Consider the following 15,132-nt stretch of genomic DNA (forward strand, 5'->3'; position numbering starts at 1 on the left):
GACCTGCGCCGGCCGCGGCGCCGAATCCCGGACCCGCGCCTGCTCCGGCGCCGAGTGGGCCCACCCCGGACACGGTCAGCGGACCGCTGCTGCCGGCCGAGGCGGCGCCGACCAACCCTGACCAAGGGCTGATGGGCATGATGGTCCCGGCGGGAGGCGGCTCATGAGGGCGACACTGACCGCGATGATCCTGGCCCTGGCGCTGGTGCTGTCCGGATGTGGCTGGCAGGGACTGAATTCCATTCCGTTGCCCGGCGTGCAGGGAGTCGGGCCGGGGTCGTTCACCATCCAGGCCAAGATGCCCGACGTGGACAACGTCGAACGCAACTCGCGGGTCCGCGTCGGCGACGTCAACGTCGGCACGGTCACCGAGATCGAGCGGCAGGGCTGGCATGCGCTGGTGACGATGTCGCTCAACAAGGACGTGGTGTTGCCCGCCAACGCGACCGCCACCGTCGGACAGACCAGCCTGCTGGGGTCCCAGCACATCGAGCTGGCCGCCCCCACCGACGAGACGCCCCAGGGCCGGCTCACCGAAGGCGCGGTGATCCCGTTGAAATCCTCCGGGGCATACCCGACCACCGAACAGGCGCTCGCCGCAGTGGCGTTGCTGCTCAACGGCGGCGGGCTGGGCAACATCCAGGACATCACCACCGCGCTGTCCACGGCGTTCTCCGGCCGCGAGAACGACCTGCGCAGCCTGATCGAGCAGCTCGACATCGCGATCGGGCACCTCGACGACCAGACCGACGACATCATCGCCACCTCGGAGAGCCTGAACAACCTGGTGGGCCAGATCGCCGCGCAGAAACCCGTTCTGGACCGGGCCCTGGAGACCATCCCGGACGCGCTGGCCGTGCTGCGCGACCAGCGCGACGCGTTGTCCGAGGCGCTGGTGCAGCTGGGCAGGTTCAGCGCGCTGGCCGCCGACTCGGTCAACCAGACCCGGGAGTCGCTGGTCGCCGAGCTCGAGGACATCGGGCCGGTGCTGCAGTCGCTGGCCGACGCCGGGCCCGCACTGACCCGCGCGTTGAGCTTCCTGCCCACCTTCCCGTTCCCGAAGGAGACGCTGACCAACTGGATGCGCGGCGACTACGCCAACCTGACGCTGGTAGTGGACCTGACGCTGTCGCGCATCGACCAGGGCTTGTTCACCGGCACCCGGTGGGAGTGCAACCTGACCTGGCTGGAGCTGCAGTGGGGCCGCACGGTCGGGCAGATGCCCAGCCCGTGCAACCAGAACGTGCCGCCCCCCGGCGGCAATCCGCTGGTCGCGCCGTACCGCTTGGATCAGGGGCGTTGACATGCGGGTGACCAGACAGATGCTGATCCAGCTGGCGATCTTCTCGGTGGTGGCGGCCACGTTCGTGGCCATCATGGTGTTCGGCTACATGCGGCTGCCGCAGCTGGTCGGGATCGGCCAGTACCGGGTGACCCTGGAGTTGCCGGAGACCGGTGGGCTCTATGAGCGCTCCAACGTCACCTATCGCGGTTCGCAGGTGGGCATCGTCGACAGCGTGGCGTTGACCGATACCGGGGTGGCCGCGGTGCTGTCGCTGGATTCCGGTGTCCCGATCCCGGCGGACCTGATCGCCGAGGTGCGCAGCCAGTCGGCGGTGGGTGAACAGTTCGTCCAGCTGCTGCCGCAGAGCGGCGCCGGCCCCGAACTGCAAGACGGCGACCAGATTCCGGCCGACCGGGTGCGGATGCCGGCCGATGTGAACACCGTGCTGAATCTGACCAACGAAGGGCTGCGGGCGATCCCGAAGGACAACCTGCGGACCGTCGTCGACGAGGCCTACGAAGCCGTCGGCGGCCTCGGACCGGATTTGCGCCGGCTGGTCAACGGGTCGACGACGCTGGCCATCGATGCGCGCGAGAACCTCGATTCCTTGACCACGGTCATCGACGACGTCCAGCCGGTGCTGGATTCGCAGACCGACACCGCCGGTTCGATCCAGGCGTGGGCGAGCAACCTGGCCAGCATCACCGGACAGCTCCAACGGGAGGACGGCGCGGTGGCCGGCATCCTCGACCGCGGGCCCGGGGCCGCCGAGGAGACCAGGGCCCTGTTCGACCAACTGCAGCCGACGTTGCCGATCGTGCTGGCCAACCTGGTCAGCGTCGGTGAGGTGGCGGTGGCCTATCAGCCCGGCCTGGAACAGTTACTGGTGTTGTTGCCCCAGGGCACCGCGGTCACCCAGGCCATCGGTGTGCCCAAGCACGGCACCAAGCAGGACTACAAGGGCGACTCGCTGGTGTTCAACCTGAACCTGAACGTGCCCCCGCCGTGCACGACCGGCTTCCTGCCCGCCCAGCAGCAGCGGGGCCCGACGTTCGAGGATTATCCCGACCGCCCTGCCGGCGATGTGTATTGTCGGGTGCCGCAGGACGGGCCGTTCAACGTGCGAGGCGCGCGTAACCTCCCCTGCATCACGGTGCCGGGCAAGCGGGCCCCCACCGCGAAAATGTGTGAGAGCGACGAGGTTTACGTGCCGTTGAACGACGGATGGAACTGGAAGGGCGACCCGAACGCGACGCTGTCGGGACAGGACGTACCCCAGCTGCCACCGGGCTCGCCACCTGCGCAAGCAGCTCCGCCACCGGCTCCGCCGCCGCCTCCGATGGTGGCCGCTGAGTACGACCCGGCGAGCGGCACGTACGTTGGTCCGGACGGACGGGTGTACACACAGTCCAACCTGGCCCGCAGTGCCGCAGAGGAGCAAACATGGCAGACGATGCTGCTGCCCCCGAAGGGGAATTGACGGCGTCGAGCGCGGATTCGGCAGCGAAGCCCAAGGAAGGGGACGCGGCGTCGAATGCCGCGGAACCGGAGTCGACGGCTGCCGAACTGACCGACGGCGAGACGTCGGAGACCACCGACCCCGGTGACGCCGACGATGCCGGTGGCGGGGTGGACGCCGACGCTGAGCCCGCCGCTGAGCGCAGCCCGATGTCGCACGTGAAGGTCGCGCTGATCGCAGGGCTCGTCGCCGTGGTCGCGTTGACGGGGCTGATCGGCTGGCTCGGCTTCCGCGCCTACCAGGCCAACCAGGACGAGCAGTTGCGCAGCCTGTATCTGCAGGTGGGTAGGCAGGGTGCGTTGAACCTCACCACCATCGACTTCGAGAGCGCCGACGCCGATGTGCAGCGCATCCTCGATTCCGCGACGGGCACGTTCTACGACGATTTCCAGCAGCGGGCCGAGCCGTTCGTCGAGGTGGTCAAGCAGGCCCAGTCCACGTCGGAGGGCACGATCGCCGAGGCGGGACTGGAGTCGGTCGACGGCGATGAGGCGCAGGTGCTCGTCGCGGTCACCGTGCGAACGTCCAACGTCGGTGCGCCCGAACAGCCTCCGCGTGCCTGGCGGATGCGCATCTCGGTGCAGAAGGTCGGCGACGACGAGGTCAAGGTGTCCAACGTGGAGTTTGTGCCATGAGCGATGACGACAAGGACGACAAGACGACCGGGGTCGCCGAGGGCGAAGCCGTCGACGTGGACGAGGCGGAGACCGGGGCGGACAAGCCCGAATCCGAGGCCGAGTCGAACGCCGAGACGGACGAGGACCCAGAGGCAGGCACCGCCGAGAGCGCCGAGGCCGGCACCACCGAGAGCGTCGAGAGCGACACCGCCGACGAGACCGGGGAGGACGCGCCGGCTGACGAGACGGCCCCGGCCAAGGCCGCCAAGCGCCCCGTGCAGTGGTCGCGCGTCGCCGCATTCGCGCTGCTGCCGGCGTTGGCTCTGGTGCTGGCACTGGGCGCCGGCTACCTGAAATGGCAGGCGAATTCCGCGCGCAACGCCGAGCTCGCTGCACAGACCTCGACGCAGGCCGCCACGGACAGCACCATCGCGTTGCTGTCCTATTCGCCGGATACGGTCGAAGAGCAACTCGGCGCCGCCCGCGATCTGCTGACCGGGGAGTTCCAGGAGTCCTACACCGACCTGACGAACGACGTCGTCATCCCGGGCGCCAAGGAGCAGCAGATCACCGCCGTCGCGTCGGTGCCCGCCGCCGCGTCGGTGTCGGCAGACCAGAACGAGGCCGTGGTGCTGTTGTTCGTCAATCAGACGGTGACCGTCGGTCAGGAGCCGCCGACCGATACGGCCTCCAGTGTCCGGGTGACGCTGGAGAAGGTCGGCGACCGCTGGCTGATCTCGCAGTTCGACCCGGTCTAGATCACGCAACCTGGCCTGGGTTCATGACGGTGCGCGGACTCGCGCCGGTCGACGCCCAGATGTACTGGATGGCCGGCGCCATCCCCAACGACCAGTTCCTGGTCTACGTGTTCGACGGCGCGTCCGGCGATGTCGAGGCCGCGTTGGACGCCGTGCTGCGCAGGGCCAGGGCCTGCGCCCAGCTCGCCGTGCGCATCGCCGAGGGCGGATTCTGGACCTACCCGGGGTGGGAACCGTGCCGGATCGGTGCGGACCGCTTCGAGGTGCACCGGCTGGCGGATCCGGGTTGGACCGCCTGTCTGGACGCGGTGGCCGCCCTGGCCGACCGTCAGCTCGATCCGAGGTCGATGCCGTGGCGGTTGCACGTCTTCCCGGGGGTCGACGGCCTGCCCGGCGGTGGAGCCGGCGTGGTGGTGGTCCTGCAGATCTCGCACGCGCTCGGCGACGGGCACCGGTCCTCGGCGTTCGCCGCCTACCTGTTCGGTCGAGACGAGCCGGTTCCGGATCCGGTGGCCCCGCGTCACCGCCCGCTGAGCCTGCCGCTGCGCGCTGTGGCGGCGGCCCGGGCCCACCACGTGCTGGTCCGCGACACCGCTGCCGGACTTGTTCCCGGGCAGGCGAATCCGTGTCCGGCCCTGCGCAGCAACGCGCGTCCGGCAGGGGCGCGCTGGGTCCGGACGGTGATCTGCGAGCGTGCACGCCTGCCGGGGCCGACGGTGACTGTGGGGGCGCTCGCGGCGGTGGCGGCGGCGCTGTCGGCGCACCTGGACGAGTTCGGTTCGGACACCTCGAGGTTGGGCGCTGAGGTGCCGATGGCGAAGGCCGGCCCCCGGTGGGCCAACAACCATTTCGGCAACGTCGGGGTCGGGCTGCACCCGAGGTTGCCGTTCGCGCCGCGGTGTCGCGCGATCGCCGCTGAACTGCACCAACGCCGGCGGCGGGCCTCCCACCCGGCGCTGCGGGCAGAGGCGGCTGCGTTCGCCGCCGTTCCCGCGCCGTTGCTGCGTTGGGGCGTGGCCCAATTCGACCCGACGGTGCGGTCGGACACCGTCGCCGGGAACACGGTGGTCTCCAGCGTCAACCGCGGTGCACCCGATCTTCGTTTCGGCTCGGCTCCGGTGGTGCTGACCACCGGTCTGCCCGGTCTGTCCCCGATGATGGGGGTGACCCACGGAGTGCACGGCATCGGCGACACCGTTGCGATCAGCGTGCACGCCGCCGCATCGGCGATCGGCGACATCGAGGCCTACATCGAACGTCTGCAGCGCGAACTGTGCGGCTAGGTCGCTTCGACGCGGGTGCCCACGGCGCTGTCCAGCGACCGGGTCGCCGCGTCGCGGTCGTCGCCCATGCCCGCCAGGGTGTCGATGATCAGCGGGCCCAGGATCTGGGTGAGGCCGTGGCCCTCGTGCCCGAAGAACCCGACCATCTCCAGCATCACGGCGCCGTGATTGATGCTCCACAGCCGGCCCGCCACGGCCAGCTCGTCGTCGGCGCGGATCCGTCCGGCCGACATCATCCGGTGCACGGCGCGGCGCAGGGCGCCGAACGAGTCGGTCCATTCGGCCCGGTTGGTCGCGCTGCCTGTCACCGTGAGGTCGGCGCGGAAGCGGGCGATCGACGCCGGTGTGGCCGTGCCGAACATCAGCTGATAGCGCTGTGGGTTGGCCAGCGCGAACTGGTGATAGGCCAACCCCATGGCCAGGAAATCGGCCACCGGGTCATCGGTTTCGGGGATGTCGGTGAGCGCCGCGGTGAACCGGGTGAACACGTCGGCGGCGATGGCGTCGATCAGTTCGGTCATGCCGCCGAAGTGGGTGTATACGGCCATGGTCGAGGTTCCCGCTTCGGCGGCCACCTCACGGGTGCGCAGCGCCGACAAGCCGTCCCGCTCCAGCAGCCGCACACCGGCCGCGACCAGTGAGTCACGCATCGACTCCATGGTTGTCATGGTGCCATAACGGTGTTATACAGGGGGTGCCCATAACGTTGTTATCGGTAGGGGGCTCGATGAATCGCTATCTGGCCGGGGCGTTCGCGCCGATCGCGCAGGAATGCACGCTCACCGACCTCGAAGTGACCGGCGCCATCCCCGACCACCTCGACGGGCGGTACCTGCGCAACGGGCCCAACCCGATCGGTGAGATCGACCCCGAGCTCTACCACTGGTTCATCGGGGACGGGATGGTGCACGGGATCCGCATCCGCGACGGCAGGGCCGAGTGGTATCGCAACCGGTGGGTACGCGGACCGCAGGCCGCCCGCGCGCTGGGGGAGCCGCCGCTGCAGGACGGGGTGTCGATCTCCGGGATCGGTGCGAACACCAACGTCATCGGCCACGGCGGCAAGACCCTGGCGCTGATCGAAGCCGGGGTGGCCAACTACGAGCTGACCGACGAACTCGACACCGTCGGCGTCTGCGACTTCGACGGCACCCTGACCGGCGGCTACACCGCGCATCCCAAACGCGATCCCGACACCGGCGAACTGCACGCGGTGTCCTACAGCATGCTGCGCGGAAACACCGTGCAGTACTCGGTCATCGGCACCGACGGCCGGGCGCGGCGCACCGTCGACATCGAGGTGTCGGGCAGTCCGATGATGCACGACTTCTCGCTGACCGAACGCTACGTCGTGCTCTACGACCTGCCGGTCACCTTCGACGTCGGCACCGCGGCCACCATGGGCGTGCCCCGCGCGCTGCGGCTGCCGGCCCGGTTGTTGCTGTCCGCGCTGATCGGCCGGGTGCGCATCCCCGACCCCATCGCCGCCCGCCGGCCCGCCGGACCGTCGTCGGACCGGCGCTTCCCGTACTCGTGGAACCCGAGATACCCGGCCCGTATCGGCGTCATGCCCCGCGACGGCGACAACAGCGACGTCCGCTGGTTCGACGTCGAGCCGTGCTACGTCTTCCATCCGCTGAACGCCTACGACTCGGATTCGCCGACCGGCGACACCATCGTGCTCGACGTCGTACGCCATCCGAAGATGTTCGACACCAACCATCTCGGCCCCGACGAGGGGCCGCCTGCGCTGGAACGCTGGACGGTCGATCTCGCCGACGGCAAGGTTCGCCAGTCACGTGTCGACGACCGTCCGCAGGAGTTCCCGCGAGTCGACGAACGGCTCGTCGGCAAGCGGCACCGATACGGCTACGTCGCAGGTGTGGGGGATGGGGACGGTGAGGGCACCGTGCTCAAGCACGACTTCGTCGGCGGGAACACCGCGAGCCGCTGCTTCGGCCCCGACGCCGTCGTCGGGGAGTTCGTGTTCCAGCCGAGCGCCCCGGACGCCGCCGAGGACGACGGCGTGCTGATGGGCTACGTCTACGACCGGCGCAGCGACCGCAGCGAGCTCGCGATCCTGGACGCCCAGACCCTCGAGGACGTCGCGAGCATCAAATTGCCGCACCGTGTCCCGGCCGGTTTCCACGGAAACTGGGTGCCCGAGGGTTGACCTCCGGTCCCGGCCCGGACCCCGGCGCGGGTGGGGGGGTGGTGGGCCGCCGCGTGACAGATGGCCTAGATTCTGTTGCATGACTGCCTACGACACTGCTCTGGACGTCGGCGTGCTCATCCTGCGGGTTGTGCTGGGCCTGACGATGGCCGCGCACGGCTACAACAAGTTCTTCGGCAAGGGCGGGCTCAAGGGCACCGCCGGCTGGTTCGACAGCATGGGCATGAAGCCCGGCATGTTCCACGCCCGGGTGGCGGCGACCACCGAGATGGCCGCCGGCATCGGTCTGGCCGTCGGCCTGCTGACGCCGGTGCCGGCCGCCGGCTTCGTCGCGCTGATGCTCGTCGCGGCCTGGACCGTGCACAAGGAGAACGGATTCTTCATCGTCAAGGAGGGCTGGGAGTACAACCTGGTGCTCGCGGTCGCCGCCGTCGGTGTCGCCACCATCGGTGCGGGCCGGATCAGCCTGGACTACCTGTTGTTCTCCGGCACCGGGTTCTACGACCTGCTGCACGGCTGGTGGGGTCTGATCATCTCGGCGGGGCTGGGTCTGGCCGGAGGTATCGGTCAGCTGGTGATCTTCTACCGGCCGCCGGCCAAGACCGGGGCCTGAGGCCGGCCGCCGGGAGAGCGGCGGCCGACCTCACGCTGTCAGTCGGCGGGTGCCACCCGGGACGCCATCACAGCAGGTGCCCGGTCCCACACCCGGTGCATGCCGAGCATGGTCGTCAGCGCTTCGCTGAACCCTTCGTCCACCTGCTCGGCCACCAGCACCCCCGGCGCATCGAGTTCGATGCCCGCGGCGGCGAGCGCCTCCGCGCCGTCGCCCCACGCAGCCATCGGTTTGCAGTGCCGGAAGGCCTCTTGTAGCAACAGGACCAACTTGATGTCGTCGGTCGGCCGGGTGCCGGCGGCGACGACGAGCGCGTCGTACTCGATGGACCGGGCAGTGAGCAGCGTGCGCTCGATCACCGCGCTGTGCCGCCCCGATTCGAGGACGCCGCCGAACGGGGCGGTGACCAGGACGCTGGCGTTGGCGCCCTCGATGGCTTCGGTGAGTGCGCTGACACCGGCCAAGTCGGATTGTGCCGAGGCGATGATGCCGATCTTGCGACCGTCGATCGGGCCGGGAGTCGTCACCACCTGGGACAGGGCCGGCGACACCTCGACATCCGTTGGCGGATTGCCCTTCGGTGCGGGCAGGCCCAGCCCGGCCGCGACCTGTTCACACAGCCCGGCATCGACTTCGGCGAGCACGCCGAGCTGCCGTAGCTTGATCTCCTGTTCGTAGCACTTGCCCAGTTCGAAGGTGAACGCCTCGACGAGGTGAACCTTCTCGACGCCGGTGAGGCTCTGGTAGAACATCGCGGCCTGGGTGAAGTGGTCGCCGAAGGAGGCCGGCTGCGCCCGTCCCACCGGGCCCTCGACTGGCCTGGGCGTCTGGACGTATCCGCCGTCGGCGGCATCGGCGACGAACGGCTGTTCGTCGTCGATGCTGTTCGGGCGATACGGAGCCGCACCGGCGTGGATCGCGGTCTGGTGCATGCCGTCTCGCAGCATGTCGTTGACCGGGCAACGCGGCCGGTTGATGGGTAGTTGGGTGAAATTGGGTCCGCCGAGCCGGGTCAGTTGGGTGTCGAGGTAGGAGAACAGCCGGGCCTGCATCAATGGGTCATTGGTAGGTTCGATGCCCGGCACGAAGTTGCCCGTGTGGAACGCGACCTGCTCGGTTTCGGCGAAGTAGTTGGTGGGGTTGCGGTCCAGGGTGAGCTTGCCGATCATCTGCACCGGCACCAGCTCCTCGGGCACCAGCTTGGTGGCGTCCAACAGATCGATGCCCGCGTAGGTGTCGGTGCCGTCGTCGGGTAACACCTGAACGCCCAGTTCGTATTCCAGCGGAGCTCCGGCTTCGATCCCGTCGGCCATGTCCCGCCGATGGAAGTCTGGATCGCAGCCGGCGGCGATCTGAGCTTCCTCCCACACCAGCGAGTGAACGCCGGCCATCGGTTTCCAGTGGAACTTGGCGAGGCTGGTCTCGCCGTCCGCGTTGATCAGCCTGAATGTGTGGACACCGAAGCCTTCCATCGTCCGGTACGAACGCGGTATGCCGCGGTCACTCATGTTCCACATCACGTGGTGGGTGGCTTCGGTGTGCAGCGACACGAAATCCCAGAATGTGTCGTGTGCCGACTGCGCCTGGGGGATCTCCAGATCGGGATGCGGCTTGCCCGCGTGGATCACGTCCGGGAACTTGATTCCGTCCTGGATGAAGAACACCGGGATGTTGTTGCCGACGAGATCGAAGTTGCCCTCCTCGGTGTAGAACTTGACCGCGAATCCGCGGGTGTCCCGCACCGTGTCGGCCGATCCTCGCGATCCCAGGACCGTCGAGAACCGGCAGAACACCTCGGTCTTGGTTCCCTTCCTGCCGAGGAAGCCCGCCTTGCAGACCGAGGCGGCCGTGCCGTAGGACTCGAACACCCCGTGAGCGGCGGCGCCGCGGGCGTGCACCACCCGCTCGGGAATACGTTCGTGGTCGAAATGTGTGATCTTCTCGCGCAGGTGGAAGTCTTCGAGCAGCGTCGGGCCGCGCTCCCCAGCCTTGAGTGAGTGGTCGGTATCGGGGATTCGCACCCCTTGCGCGGTGGTCAGGTACTCGCCTTGCTGGGCGCGCGGATCGTGTCCGTCGGGCAGCGGATCAAGTGCTGCGCCGGTCGCGCTGGTCAGGTTGGGCGCGGACTGTGATGGCTTGCGTGAAGGAGGCATGGATACTCCAGGCGTCATGCTGGGCACCCGCGGGTCTGGCATGGTGGAAATCCAGCTCCAGCACGGTACCCAGCTGGCTGGAATCTAATCAGGCGGTTCTGGAAGTAGCCCGCTCAGTGTCAGGCTTTCCGCTACGTCCACGACCTTGCGGTCGACCCGGCGCGAGACCTGCTTCAACATCTCGAATGCCTCTTCGGCGGTGATCCGGTGGCGTTCCATCAGCACGCCTTTGGCCTGTCCGATCACATCCCGGCTCGCCGTGGCACGGCGGAGCTGCTCGGTGCGCAGCGCGTCGGCCAGCGCGATCGCGGCGTGCGTGGCATAGAGTTCGGCCAGCCGCGTCGCCCCGCCGCCGAACACCTCGGGACTCTCGCCGTACAAGCTCAACGATCCCAAACGACGGTCGTCGACCCACAGTGGTACACACAGCATCGAGCTGATCCCCAGCCCGGTGGCGGCAGCGGCGAAGTTCGGCCAGCGCGACTCGGCGGCCATGTCGCCGACGATCACCACAGCTTGGTCTCGGGAGGCGTCGATGCAGGGGCCGATACCGGTTCGTTTTTGCAGTTCGTCCAGTTCAGGGGGTGCCGAACCGACCGTCGCCTGCGGTTCGAATCGGTCCCGTACCAAGAGGTTCAACCCGGAGTGCGCGGCGCCGTCGACGACCGACGTCGCCGAGCGCAGAATCGCCTCCAGAGTCTTGGGGAGGTCGGCCTCCTTGACGTGAAAGGCGCGGCTGAGCACGTTCAAAGCGTTGAACTGGGTCTCGTCGAGGTGGAGTAGCCCCTCCACGTCGACATCGATGCCGGGATCGCGGGGGTTGCACGGCGCGCACATTGCGTCATTGTCACAACACCTGAGGCCCGATCGCCAACGCAGAGGTGATGGTTTGAAGCACCAGGTTCGTGGCTATGTGAGGGCAGCCCGGTGCAGCCCGTCGCCGTCGGCGCAGCGGCGGCGATGACAGGAGCACCATGACGGCACACCTCCACACAGCCTGCTACGGCCTGCCTGTGCACAGCATCGCCGTGGTCATACCGGCCCACAACGAACAGGCCCGCCTCGCCTCGTGTCTTGCCAGCGTGCACAAGGCCGCCGTCCACCTCGACCGCGTCGCCTCCCACGTGCGGGTCCGGGTGATGGTGGTCCTCGACGCCTGCACCGACGGCACCGCGGGGATCGTGGCCGAGGCCGCCGGCGTCGACTCGGTGTCGGTTGGCTTCCGCAGCGTTGGTGCAGCGCGGCGAGCCGGGGTGGGTGCCGTGCTGGCCGATTGCCGAGGCCCCCTCGACGGGCTTTGGCTGGCCAGCACTGACGCCGATTGCACCGTGCCCGAGGGTTGGCTGGCGACCTTCGTCGGCGCTGCTGATGACGGCTATCAGTTGGTGCTCGGGATGGTCCGGCCCGATGACGCACTGTCGGCACCTGCGCGGCGCGCCTGGAACCGCAGGCATCGCTTCGAGGACGGACACCCGCACGTACACGGCGCGAATCTCGCCGTGCGCGCCGACCTCTACTGCCGGGTGGGCGGATGGGGCAGCGCCGAAACCGGTGAGGACGTCGACCTGGTCGCACGCGCGGAAAGCGTCGGCTCCGCGGCCGTCCTGCGCACTCGACGCCACCCTGTCGTCACGAGTTCTCGTCTTGCCGGACGTGCACCTTCCGGGTTTGCCGACTACCTGCTGGCCCTGGGCGCCACCAGTGAAAGTCCGTGAGCGCGAACCCGATGGCGCACCAACGGCCGCGCGGGGTGGCGCGTCCAGTGTGCGGTTTCGTGCGCGACGCGCCGGGCTGACCGGACCAGAACGCACACTGGCGGCCCCGTCGGGTGCGGCCGCCGCGGGATTTTGGGACTGTTCGCGCCAGCGGAATTGGAACACGTTCTAGTCTGACCCCCATGGGGTTTCTCAAGCAGGACGCGCCCGTCGTCGACTACGCCGAATGGAGCAAGGGCACCCGCGCCGAGAAGATCGTCCCGATGGCCCGGCACTGGGCCGAGGTCGGTTTCGGCACGCCGGTGGTCATGCACCTGTTCTATGTCGTGAAGATCGCCCTCTACATCCTGGGGGCATGGCTGATCGTGCTCAGCACGTCCGGGATAGACGGATTCACGAACGTCGCCAGTTGGTACGCCGAGCCGATCGTCTACCAGAAGGTCGTGTTGTTCACGATGCTGTTCGAGGTCGTCGGCCTCGGCTGCGGCTTCGGCCCGCTCAACAACCGGTTCTTCCCGCCGATGGGCTCGATCCTGTACTGGCTGCGGCCGAACACGATCCGGCTGCCCCCCTGGCCCGGTCGTGTCCCGCTGACCGCCGGGGACGCCCGCAAGCCGGTGGACGTGCTGCTCTACGCTGCGCTGCTGGTGATGCTGGTGGTCGCGCTGTTCTCCGACGGCACCGGGCCCATCCCCGAGATCGGATCGGCGGTCGGTGTGCTGCCGGTCTGGCAGACCGCGGCGATCGTGGCCCTGCTGGTGCTCGCCGGCCTGCGCGACAAGGTGATCTTCCTGGCCGCCCGCGGCGAGGTCTACGGATCCCTGGCGGTGTGCTTCCTGTTCACCGGCGCGGACATCATCATCGCCGCCAAACTCGTCTGCCTGGTCATCTGGATCGGTGCCGCGACCTCCAAGCTCAACAAACACTTCCCGTTCGTCATCTCGACGATGATGAGCAACAACCCGGTGATCCGGCCGCGGTGGATCAAGCGCAGGTTCTTCGAGCATTTCCCCGACGACCTGCGGCCGGGCCGGGCCTCGCGCTGGCTTGCGCACCTGTCCACCGCCATCGAGATGCTGGTGCCGCTGGTGCTGTTCTTCTCCCACGGCGGCTGGGTCGGCGCGATCGCCGCGGCCGTGATGCTGTGCTTCCACTTCGGCATCCTGTCGGCCATCCCGATGGGGGTGCCGCTGGAGTGGAACGTGTTCATGATGTTCAGCGTCCTGGCGCTGTTCGTCGGCAACGCCGGCATCGGTCTGGGCGAACTGAACAGCCCGTGGCCGATCGTGCTGTTCGTTCTGCTCGCCGGCACCGTTGCGATGGGCAACTTGTTCCCCCGCAAGGTGTCCTTCCTGCCCGGCATGCGCTACTACGCCGGCAACTGGGACACCTCGCTGTGGTGCATCAAGCCGTCGGCAGCGGCCAAGATCGAAGCCGGCATCGTCGCGATCGCCAGCATGCCGGCCGCCCAGATGGAGAAGTTCTACGGCAGCAGGGAAACCGCGGAGATGTACCAGTACATGGGGTATGCGTTCCGGTCGTTCAACACCCACGGCCGGGCGATGTTCACGTTGGCCCATCGCCTGATGGCCGGGGGTGACGAGGCCGACTACGTGCTGACCGACGGCGAACGGATCTGCAGCACCGCCATCGGCTGGAACTTCGGCGACGGTCACATGCACAACGAACAGCTGATCGCCGCGCTGCAGCAGCGGTGCCACTTCGAACCCGGCGAGGTGCGGGTGCTACTGCTCGACGCGCAGCCGATCCACCGGCAGCGTCAGGAGTACCGCCTCGTCGACGCCGCCACCGGCGAGTTCGAGCGCGGCTACGTCATGGTGGCCGACATGGTCACCCGTCAGCCCTGGGACGACACCGTGCCCGTGCATGTCACCTGGTCGTCCTCGGTCAGCCGATGACGTCGCGCACCTTGACGGTGTCCAGACCCGGGGTCAGCAGCAGTTCGCGGGCGGTGTCGAGGTGCTTGCGCCAGTGCGCCTCGGCGCCGCTGGCATCGCCGGCACGCAGCAATTGCATCAGCTTGCGGTAGGAGCGCATCAACTTGTCGTAGTCCGCCTTGGACACCGGTCGCCGTTCCTTGAACAGGAACTCGTTGTGGCGCACGGTGATCTCGTGCAGCATCCCGGCGATGATGCTCAGCGTCGCGTTGCCCGACAGCTCGACCACCCGGCGGTGGAACTCGCCGGTCGTCTCGGCGAGCCGGTCGGACTTCCAGCCGGTCGCCACCAGGGTCTCGAGCATCGTCTCCAGCTCGGCGAACGCGGCTTCGTTGCCCGACTCGGCGAGCAGCCGGGCGGCCATCGGTTCGATACCGGACCGGGCGGTCATCACATCGGCGATCGTCGCGCCGGACAGCTCGAGCAGCAGCCCGGCGGGACGCGCGACGATCTCGGGTCCGGGCACCCGTACCCGGGCCCCGGTCCGCGAACCGCGGCGCACCTCCACCAGCCGCTCGGACTCCAGCACCCGCACCGCTTCACGCAGGGTCGGCCGGCTCACCCCGAAGTGCGCCATCAGTTCGGCCTCGTTGGGCAGGAAGTCGCCGTCCTTGAGCTGACCGTCGACGACCATCCGGCGCAGCGTCCCGGCGACGAGTTCGGCGGTCTTGGGCGACCGGACCGTCGTGCCCGAGGGGACGGCGCTCGGCCCGATCATCGGTGCCAGCGGGGTGTCGCGAGCCACTGCACCTCCTTGTGGTCAACGCTGCAGCTGTGCAACTCAGTAAACCATGTGCACATCCGACACCCGCGCGGACTCGATACAAAAACAGGTGCGGGAGCCGGCGTATGCCGACTCCCGCACCTGCTATCCGTGCTGGGCTAACTTGCTAGCTGAGCAGTCTCAGTCGTCGTCGCTGCTCTCGCTGCTGGAGACACCGTCGCTGCCGTCGTTGCCCTGGTCGCCCTTGCCGCCGCCGCCGGAGCCTCCGGCGCCGCCGTTGCCGCCGGTGCCGCGCTCGCCGGCATCGGGGGTAGCGTCCCCGCCGTTGCCGCCG

The 15,132-nt window shown here is 68.5% G+C and carries 13 protein-coding genes; 9 read left to right on the plus strand and 4 right to left on the minus strand.

The genetic code is table 11. From position 1 onward, the window contains the following. Positions 1-163: 163 nt before the first annotated feature. From ACXAID_RS21730 to ACXAID_RS21750, 5 genes are read left to right on the plus strand one after another with little or no spacing between them, the layout of a single operon-like run. Entirely contained in the window at positions 164-1,303 is a 1,140-nt protein-coding gene (locus ACXAID_RS21730; protein ID WP_475024266.1) for an MCE family protein, read from the plus strand. Position 1,304: 1 nt separating this feature from the next. Continuing rightward, on the plus strand, positions 1,305-2,765 hold the full coding sequence (locus tag ACXAID_RS21735; RefSeq protein WP_475024267.1) for an MCE family protein: 1,461 nt from the start codon (positions 1,305-1,307) through the stop codon (positions 2,763-2,765). Further along, positions 2,729-3,439, plus strand: a complete 711-nt coding sequence (locus ACXAID_RS21740; protein WP_475024268.1) for an Mce protein — start codon at positions 2,729-2,731, stop codon at positions 3,437-3,439. Before ACXAID_RS21735 ends, ACXAID_RS21740 begins: the two co-directional genes overlap by 37 nt. After that, on the plus strand, positions 3,436-4,179 hold the full coding sequence (locus tag ACXAID_RS21745) for a hypothetical protein (protein WP_475024269.1): 744 nt from the start codon (positions 3,436-3,438) through the stop codon (positions 4,177-4,179). Before ACXAID_RS21740 ends, ACXAID_RS21745 begins: the two co-directional genes overlap by 4 nt. Before the next feature lie 23 nt (positions 4,180-4,202). After that, positions 4,203-5,462 carry a DUF1298 domain-containing protein gene (locus ACXAID_RS21750; RefSeq protein ID WP_475024270.1) on the plus strand — a complete coding sequence of 420 codons (1,260 nt, stop codon included), beginning with the start codon at positions 4,203-4,205 and terminating at the stop codon, positions 5,460-5,462. Here the strand turns inward: ACXAID_RS21750 and ACXAID_RS21755 are convergent. After that, positions 5,459-6,130, minus strand: coding sequence for a TetR/AcrR family transcriptional regulator (locus tag ACXAID_RS21755; RefSeq protein ID WP_475024271.1), 672 nt, complete (start codon positions 6,128-6,130; stop codon positions 5,459-5,461). The genes ACXAID_RS21750 and ACXAID_RS21755 overlap by 4 nt on opposite strands. 59 nt (positions 6,131-6,189) lie before the next feature. On the opposite strand from ACXAID_RS21755, the gene ACXAID_RS21760 reads away from it, so the two are divergent. Together ACXAID_RS21760 and ACXAID_RS21765 are read left to right on the plus strand one after the other, a co-directional pair. Beyond that, positions 6,190-7,635, plus strand: a complete 1,446-nt coding sequence (locus ACXAID_RS21760) for a carotenoid oxygenase family protein (RefSeq protein ID WP_475024272.1) — start codon at positions 6,190-6,192, stop codon at positions 7,633-7,635. Positions 7,636-7,714: 79 nt separating this feature from the next. Continuing rightward, complete coding sequence (locus ACXAID_RS21765) at positions 7,715-8,248, plus strand: DoxX family protein (protein ID WP_475024273.1); 534 nt, start codon at positions 7,715-7,717, stop codon at positions 8,246-8,248. 38 nt (positions 8,249-8,286) lie between these two features. On the opposite strand, the gene ACXAID_RS21770 is transcribed toward ACXAID_RS21765, so the two are convergent. Both ACXAID_RS21770 and ACXAID_RS21775 read right to left on the minus strand, forming a co-directional pair. After that, positions 8,287-10,401: a catalase gene (locus ACXAID_RS21770; RefSeq protein WP_475024274.1), complete on the minus strand. Its 2,115-nt coding sequence runs from the start codon at positions 10,399-10,401 to the stop codon at positions 8,287-8,289. 84 nt (positions 10,402-10,485) lie between these two features. After that, on the minus strand, positions 10,486-11,238 hold the full coding sequence (locus tag ACXAID_RS21775) for a GAF and ANTAR domain-containing protein (RefSeq protein WP_475024275.1): 753 nt from the start codon (positions 11,236-11,238) through the stop codon (positions 10,486-10,488). 137 nt (positions 11,239-11,375) lie between these two features. Here ACXAID_RS21775 and ACXAID_RS21780 point away from each other — a divergent pair, with 137 nt between their 5' ends. Beyond that, positions 11,376-12,116, plus strand: coding sequence for a glycosyltransferase family 2 protein (locus ACXAID_RS21780; protein ID WP_475024276.1), 741 nt, complete (start codon positions 11,376-11,378; stop codon positions 12,114-12,116). A 182-nt stretch (positions 12,117-12,298) separates the two neighbouring features. Beyond that, positions 12,299-14,035 (plus strand): DUF3556 domain-containing protein, encoded by a 1,737-nt coding sequence (locus ACXAID_RS21785; protein WP_475024277.1) that lies wholly within the window; start codon positions 12,299-12,301, stop codon positions 14,033-14,035. On the opposite strand, the gene ACXAID_RS21790 is transcribed toward ACXAID_RS21785, so the two are convergent. Further along, positions 14,025-14,819, minus strand: a complete 795-nt coding sequence (locus ACXAID_RS21790; RefSeq protein WP_475024278.1) for a FadR/GntR family transcriptional regulator — start codon at positions 14,817-14,819, stop codon at positions 14,025-14,027. The two genes, ACXAID_RS21785 and ACXAID_RS21790, sit on opposite strands and share 11 nt — an antisense overlap. Between the last annotated feature and the right edge of the window lie 313 nt (positions 14,820-15,132).

Source organism: Mycobacterium sp. ABE4_509, from assembly GCF_056160785.1.

What these genes read in the sequence shown, in the direction of transcription:
- ACXAID_RS21755 (WP_475024271.1), bottom strand. Translation starts at nt 6,130, where the DNA reads ATGACAACCATGGAGTCGATGCGTGACTCACTGGTCGCGGCCGGTGTG.
- ACXAID_RS21780 (WP_475024276.1), top strand. Translation starts at nt 11,376, where the DNA reads ATGACGGCACACCTCCACACAGCCTGCTACGGCCTGCCTGTGCACAGC.
- ACXAID_RS21735 (WP_475024267.1), top strand. Translation starts at nt 1,305, where the DNA reads ATGCGGGTGACCAGACAGATGCTGATCCAGCTGGCGATCTTCTCGGTG.
- ACXAID_RS21740 (WP_475024268.1), top strand. Translation starts at nt 2,729, where the DNA reads ATGGCAGACGATGCTGCTGCCCCCGAAGGGGAATTGACGGCGTCGAGC.
- ACXAID_RS21750 (WP_475024270.1), top strand. Translation starts at nt 4,203, where the DNA reads ATGACGGTGCGCGGACTCGCGCCGGTCGACGCCCAGATGTACTGGATG.
- ACXAID_RS21765 (WP_475024273.1), top strand. Translation starts at nt 7,715, where the DNA reads ATGACTGCCTACGACACTGCTCTGGACGTCGGCGTGCTCATCCTGCGG.
- ACXAID_RS21785 (WP_475024277.1), top strand. Translation starts at nt 12,299, where the DNA reads ATGGGGTTTCTCAAGCAGGACGCGCCCGTCGTCGACTACGCCGAATGG.
- ACXAID_RS21760 (WP_475024272.1), top strand. Translation starts at nt 6,190, where the DNA reads ATGAATCGCTATCTGGCCGGGGCGTTCGCGCCGATCGCGCAGGAATGC.
- ACXAID_RS21775 (WP_475024275.1), bottom strand. Translation starts at nt 11,238, where the DNA reads ATGTGCGCGCCGTGCAACCCCCGCGATCCCGGCATCGATGTCGACGTG.
- ACXAID_RS21770 (WP_475024274.1), bottom strand. Translation starts at nt 10,401, where the DNA reads ATGCCTCCTTCACGCAAGCCATCACAGTCCGCGCCCAACCTGACCAGC.
- ACXAID_RS21730 (WP_475024266.1), top strand. Translation starts at nt 164, where the DNA reads ATGAGGGCGACACTGACCGCGATGATCCTGGCCCTGGCGCTGGTGCTG.
- ACXAID_RS21745 (WP_475024269.1), top strand. Translation starts at nt 3,436, where the DNA reads ATGAGCGATGACGACAAGGACGACAAGACGACCGGGGTCGCCGAGGGC.